8 protein-coding genes and 1 pseudogene are annotated in these 6218 nt (G+C 42.7%); 5 read left to right on the top strand and 4 right to left on the bottom strand.

The window, feature by feature from the left end:
• The first annotated feature begins 156 nt into the window (after positions 1-156).
• Positions 157-795, top strand: coding sequence for a glutathione S-transferase family protein (locus ACM5QX_RS29260; protein WP_414756715.1), 639 nt, complete (start codon positions 157-159; stop codon positions 793-795).
• A gap of 124 nt (positions 796-919) precedes the next feature.
• On the opposite strand, the gene ACM5QX_RS29255 is transcribed toward ACM5QX_RS29260, so the two are convergent.
• A complete protein-coding gene (locus ACM5QX_RS29255) occupies positions 920-1228 on the bottom strand; it encodes a putative quinol monooxygenase (RefSeq protein ID WP_414756714.1) in 309 nt (102 codons plus the stop codon).
• A 275-nt stretch (positions 1229-1503) separates the two neighbouring features.
• Between ACM5QX_RS29255 and ACM5QX_RS29250 the strand changes: the two genes are divergently transcribed.
• From ACM5QX_RS29250 to ACM5QX_RS29240, 3 genes and pseudogenes are all read left to right on the top strand, one after another.
• On the top strand, positions 1504-1719 hold the full coding sequence (locus ACM5QX_RS29250; RefSeq protein WP_414756713.1) for a hypothetical protein: 216 nt from the start codon (positions 1504-1506) through the stop codon (positions 1717-1719).
• Positions 1677-1988 (top strand): annotated as a pseudogene (locus tag ACM5QX_RS29245) (ATP-binding domain-containing protein); the annotation flags it as partial. The gene ACM5QX_RS29250 and the pseudogene ACM5QX_RS29245, both read left to right, overlap by 43 nt.
• A 267-nt stretch (positions 1989-2255) precedes the next feature.
• Positions 2256-3437: a ScyD/ScyE family protein gene (locus ACM5QX_RS29240; protein ID WP_414756712.1), complete on the top strand. Its 1182-nt coding sequence runs from the start codon at positions 2256-2258 to the stop codon at positions 3435-3437.
• A gap of 115 nt (positions 3438-3552) precedes the next feature.
• Here the strand turns inward: ACM5QX_RS29240 and ACM5QX_RS29235 are convergent, their stop codons facing one another.
• Positions 3553-4191, bottom strand: coding sequence for a glutathione S-transferase family protein (locus ACM5QX_RS29235; protein ID WP_414756711.1), 639 nt, complete (start codon positions 4189-4191; stop codon positions 3553-3555).
• Between the two features lie 231 nt (positions 4192-4422).
• Here ACM5QX_RS29235 and ACM5QX_RS29230 point away from each other — a divergent pair, with 231 nt between their 5' ends.
• Entirely contained in the window at positions 4423-4779 is a 357-nt protein-coding gene (locus tag ACM5QX_RS29230; RefSeq protein ID WP_414756716.1) for a hypothetical protein, read from the top strand.
• Positions 4780-4789: 10 nt separating this feature from the next.
• On the opposite strand, the gene ACM5QX_RS29225 is transcribed toward ACM5QX_RS29230, so the two are convergent.
• On the bottom strand, positions 4790-4990 hold the full coding sequence (locus ACM5QX_RS29225; RefSeq protein WP_414756710.1) for a hypothetical protein: 201 nt from the start codon (positions 4988-4990) through the stop codon (positions 4790-4792).
• Positions 4991-5103: 113 nt separating this feature from the next.
• Entirely contained in the window at positions 5104-6003 is a 900-nt protein-coding gene (locus ACM5QX_RS29220; RefSeq protein ID WP_414756709.1) for a phosphodiester glycosidase family protein, read from the bottom strand.
• Positions 6004-6218 lie beyond the last annotated feature (215 nt).

Below are 6218 nucleotides of genomic sequence, written 5' to 3'. Positions count from 1 at the left end.
AATCAAGAAAAGCCGTCGTAGAACGACGGGGCTTGTATCCCATTCTTTTGGTCAAACGCTACATTATACCCAGTACAAACCACCAGATAGATGAAGATTAGGGAAACTGATGATACTTTGAGATGAGCAAAAGCAGATAACAAAAAGTAGCTCCCAATGATCATTATCCATCATCTCAACAACTCGCGATCGCAGCGTGTGCTATGGCTACTTGAAGAATTAGGCATCGAATACGATATCAAGTTTTACGAACGCGACCCAAAGACGATGTTAGCACCAGCATCACTGCGCCAAGTCCATTCACTTGGCAAGTCACCAGTGATTACAGATGCACAAGTGACTGTTGCTGAGTCCGGCGCTATTATCGAATACATAGTAGAGCGCTACGGCAATGGTCAGTTAATCCCAAAATCCGGTACGCCAGAGCGTCTGCGCTACACCTATTGGCTGCATTACGCCGAAGGCTCGGCAATGCCACCTCTGGTAATGAACCTCATATTTAACCGTTTTGGGGCAGGAGATAGCAGGGCAAATGACGCATTTATCGCGCCCCAAATCAAGCTTCACTTTGATTACATAGAAGCTGAACTTGGTAAGAGTACGTGGTTTGTAGGCTCAGAATTTACCGCCGCCGATATCCAAATGAGCTTTCCTTTGGAATTGGTTGCCCTGCAAGCCGAACTTATCTCAAACCGACCAAAGATTCACGAATTTATCGAACGCATCCATGCGCGACCTGCCTACAAACGCGCCCTTGAACGTGGAGGCAAATACGACTACGCCAACAGCATTTAATAATTCTCGTACAAGAGCGATGGCGTAACCGCCCGCCGCAGGCGATCGCCCTCAAGCCCCGGCGGGAAGAATTAAAGAACCAACGCACTGTATGCAACTATTTCAAGATTCCACTCCTTGAATACTAGGCGATCGTAGCCAAAATAGAATAACGGCGGATATCTGGTGGCGCAGCTATTAATCCTTCTAGCTTGGCTATTGGTACTTGCAGACGGCGTGACGCTAAATGAATATCGAGTACTGCCTCGGATTCCCACTCTTCTACAAAAGTAAAATCTGTTGGATCTGATTGATTTTGTAAAAGTTCATATTTAATCACACCTGGTTCAAGTCTAGTTGGTTCAATCAGTCCCAATAATACTGCTTTGAGTTCTTCTACTTTATCGGGTAAAGCTACAAAACGAGCTACAACATGAATGGTTTGGTTAGTCATTGGTCAATGCTTATTAGTCATTAGTCATTAGCCCATAGCCAACAGTTCATAGTCAATAGTTACTGCGGATTGCCTTAGCATTTCCCCATCCCTAGCTAAAGATAGTGATATTTCCTGAAATTCAAGCGTTCGCATTCAGCGTCTCGTAGAGAGGAAACGCTAAAAAAAGCGATATCTCCACAATTTCTCGTATAGTACATAAATACTATACAAAACTTACCCGATTACTCCTCAAACAGTATCGAGTATAGTAGCTGCGCCGTTTGTTGAAAGTGATGTCCACCACACCCCTACCAAGTCAGCAGCAAATCAACGCCACTTCCAAACATGAATTGATTACGGGAGTGGTAGAACGCTTGACTTATTATTCTCAAGAGTCGGGTTACACGGTGGCACGTTTGCAACGCCCTGGTGCGAAGGAACTAACTACGATTACTGGTAGCTTTGCAAGTATCAAGAGCGCGAAGTTACTTATGATTATGCTGACATGAATGAGTTGGCTTTAGCTTGGAGCGTGAGCATCCACAAGTCGCAGGGTTCAGAATACCCAGTAGTAATCTTGCCCTTGTACACGCAACATTACATGATGTTGACTCGGAATTTACTTTATACAGGGTTAACCCGTGCTAAGAAGTTGGCGATTATTATTGGCAGCCAGAAGGCAATAAGTATGTGCGTTCGTTCTACAAAATCCCAAGAGCGATACACCCGATTGCAGCAGAGGTTACAAGCAGCTATGAGCGTAGCCCTACCAAAATAAGCACATGAGATGTGTTCGAGCTTTTGAGAAAAAATTCTTGATTTTTTGAGAGGTTATCTCTAAAGAAATATAAAGGGAGAAACATAAATAGATATTCTCATCTGAAGATATATGAAGAAGTGAAGTGCTATCCCTTAGATCCATAGAAAAAACCATTGTTGGCAAACAGCCTCTTATGAAAATATCTTTGCTTAAATCGAAGATAAAATTTCTTTTTTCTCATGTTGGTTGCTAACTTTTATCATTTAGTGAAAGAAAAACATTAATATGCTGAATAAATTATCACTCGCTGCTGTTGGTTCTTTAATCATCGCTTTGGGAATGGGAGAAACTGCACTAGGCGCACAATTTACCAGTAGCGTTGTTGCTAGTGGACTAGACAATCCTCGTGGTCTGGCTTTTGGACTGGATGGCGCACTTTATGTTACAGAGTCCGGTGTTGGTGGAACAGGAGCATCCGTTGTCTTAGGTGATGGGCAAACAGCACAATACGGTTCTAGTGGTGCAATTACTAAAATTCAAAACGGGCAACAAACGCGCATAATTACAGGATTACCATCTTTAGCACCATCTAATGGAGGAGGAGGTATTGGCCCAAGTAGCATAGCATTTGATAGCAGTGGCAAGGCTTATATAATTACAGGTTTAGGTGCTAATCCAGACCCTAGCTACTTTAATCCTTTGATATTTCCCGACTTTGGCAAACTCTTGCAAGTTGACTTTAATACCAACTCTTGGACAACTGTGGCTGATCTGGGAGCTTTTGAGGCTGCTAACAATCCTGATGGCAGCGATTTAAATAGCAACCCTTATGGGCTATTAATCCAGAATGATATAGCTTATGTCACAGATGCGGGAGGTAATGATTTACTCCAAGTCAATACAGATGGCAGTAATCTGAGTGTACGGGCTGTGTTTCCTAGCAGTTTAGGAACGAACCCATTTACAGGTCAGACCATTCCTGTGCAGTCAGTACCTACAGTGATCGCTTCCTCTGGTAGCGGTGAATTATTTGTTGGCCAACTAACCGGATTTCCTTTTACTCCAGGTACAGCTAACGTCTATAAAATTTCCTCTGGTCTGCCTCCCGAAATGTATGCAGGGGGTTTTACAGGGATCACTGGTTTAGCTGTTGACCCTCAAGGCAGTTTGTACGTTTTACAATTTGCGAGTCAAGAACTCTTGAGTGGTAATGGTGCTTTAATTAAAATTGATCCTGATGGTACTCGTACTACCATCGCCAGTGATGGGCTAATTGCCCCTACAGGCCTTGCCATTGGAACTGATGGTAGTATCTATGTGTCAAACAAAGGTGCTTTGCCAGGACAAGGCGAAGTGTTAAAGTTTGTTGCTAAACCTGTACCAGACAATAGCTCCGCAACGTTAGGACTGATAGCTTTAGGTACTATTTCTGCTGTATCTCAAATCAAAAAAAATAAATTTAACTAGCGATCGCCTCCCATAAAATACAAGCGAACGCGAGTAGCGTCTCGCAGAGAGGAAAAACCAAACCGTAAGCGATGGCTTCGCCGGTTCGCAAAGCGACTATTGCCCTCATCAGATACTAAGGAGCTATCTTGGCATAAAAATCTTCATCGGCACGCCCAAAAGCAGGTCGTTGCATCAAGCTATTGATATATTCAGCTAAGGGATCATCATCTTTGAGCATTCCTAGCTTCTTAGCCCATAGCAAAACTCCTCCAGTGAGAATATCAGCAACTGTTAGTCTATTTCCTACTAAATAATTCTTGCCAACCAAGACTTCTTTTAGAGGTTGAGCAACGCGGTCAAACCATTGTTGAGATTCTTGCAGTGAAGTTTCAGACCTGACAAAACCTGGCAGTAGTTTTTCTGGCAGATTTGGCAGCACATTAAACATATAATGCTCAACCGGCGGCTCTAGGGTAACTGCGGCATAAAAAAGCCATTGCTGATAATAAGCACGTTCAGAACTATCTAACGGTGGAGCAAACCCCATTTCTATATATTTGTCTGCCAGATAACTACAAATAGCAGCAGACTCAAAAATCGTTACTTCCCCATCTACCAAGACTGGCACTTTACCATGTGGGTGCAGTTGTTGATATTCTGGTTGTTTTGTCATGCTCATATTGACTCGCACTAAGTCATAAGCAATTCCCATTTCTTCTAAAAGCCACCGAGGGCGTACTGCTCTTGTTGTGGGAATGTAATATAGCTTCATCGCTCCTCCCAAAGCCAATGTCTATTATTCTTGGGCATAAAGTTCTTCCCACTCAAAAAACTTAGTAAAATTTTGAATTTCAGTCTAATATCGCTTCTATTGCTCAATAAAACTCATTAATTCCTGTTTCTAATCTTGGTCATCTGGTCATTGCTTGGGCTTGGCGATATTCTTAGAGGAAAATCAAGAAGTGCGTAGGCATCGCTTGTGACAAAGCAGTACACTGGTACTATGCCAAAAATTCCAGAGTGCGATCGCTGTCTCCTCTATGCCCATGACCCCCACCTCGTCTGTGCTGTTCACCCAACGGGGGTAGACGGTGATAGCTGCCTCGACTTTCGAGAAGACCCCAACGCCCAAGTAGAGGAACTATGGCAACCAGAAGGGGCAACCTACTATAACGGCGAACTGATTTTGCAGCCCCGCCAGAGATGGACACTAGAGGAACAATTAGAGTTACTTGATTGGCATCCTTTATTTACTGGTAAGTGTCCCCAATGTGGTGCTGAGTATGAGCGTGACTATATCTCAAGGGTGCATTGGGATTGCCCAAACTCAGAATGCGGCTGGATGGATGATAGTGTTTGACGATTTCTAGCTACTGTTGTGCCTTGGGGGTTTGGGTTGGCGAATGTGTAATTTCTCCCTCAGCGTAACCTAAATCATACATACTCGCCGCTTGAGCATTTTGTTCTGGTGGCACTTTGGGTTTTCCCGCCCAGGCATCAGATTTTCCTAAGCTAAACCAATCTTCATCAGCCATCTCAGAACCGATTCTGTTGTTTGTAGTTTTGTTCATCGATGCAGTTGTGAGTGGTTAAGGTTTGGCTGCGGCTATAATTTATGATGTTTGCACTACGGTTTGACCAAAACCTGTATCTAGAGGAAGAACAAGCATATTTACTGTGAATACTAATTTCTCACATTCTCCTGAACTAATAAAACTGATTTTACTTTTCGTTTAATGGGATTTCCTTGTAAATCAAATTTTCCATAAAAGGCTTTGCCATTGTAATACAGCGAAGACGAACTACCTCCGTCTAAGTTCATCGCTGCGGATGCACCCAACTTTTTCATCAAATCTGCTAATTGCACTAGAGATATGCCAGAATTTTTGGGTTTTGAAGGTTTTTGAGCAACCATTACTAAAATAATGCTGCCCTCACTGGTAATACCTACAGCAGTTCTAGCGTTAAGCTGTTTACTCAAGAGTGCATCGCGTCCTTTGGCATTATCTACAAAACCTTCTGGTACTGATGTCAGTTCTGGTAATAAGCGTGGGCCAGCACCTATAGCATCAACTAAGCGACAATTTGCTGGTGGTGATTCATTGTGCAAAGTAATATCATAACGGGTAGTTTGCCCACATAAATAGCGACGAAATTCACTGCGATTAAAAATGAGATTGATGTAAGGCTTTAATTGCGGATTGTTTACTAGGCGCTCATTATCTTTAGGGTCAGCAACCATCTGACCAGTCACCACTACATAAGATGTTGATTTTTGATTGGCTGGGTCAAAAAAGCCTGCGTTGAAGATAGCAACAGCTCGATGCTTCTGGGCAAATTCCTCTACAGTGCTTACCTTCGCTGATAATGCTCCAGTTACTACAAATGGGCTATTGGCTGGAATCAATAAAATGTGAGCCATACCTTGGGGCAAGCTACGCTCTATGTAGCGGATGGTTTTTGGTGGTGAAGGAGTAACTGTTGGTATAGCAGAGGATATTGACGGTAGAGAAGAACGCACACCTAAGCAAGACAGTAACCCTAAACTAATTAGTACCAAAACCAACAGCCTAATTTTTCTCACTTTCACCCCCAAACGTATCTAGCATACTATTCACAAATGCTAGTTTAAGCTTCCTCTCTCACTTCCCTGTCATGTAAGATAATCACCTAAATAATTACTAAATGTTAATGCAATGTTTACAGTATTTTTACCTCTGCTTATATAACTAAATTTATTTTGTAATCAATACCTTAGCCAAATTACGAGGGTTCAACGCCTGTAGAAACGGTATGAAT

The sequence above is a fragment of the Anabaena sp. CCY 9910 genome, assembly GCF_963920875.1.
Lineage (GTDB): Bacteria > Cyanobacteriota > Cyanobacteriia > Cyanobacteriales > Nostocaceae > Trichormus > Trichormus variabilis.
Note: the sequence above shows the minus strand (reverse complement) of the source record. Positions and strands in the feature narration are given on the sequence as shown.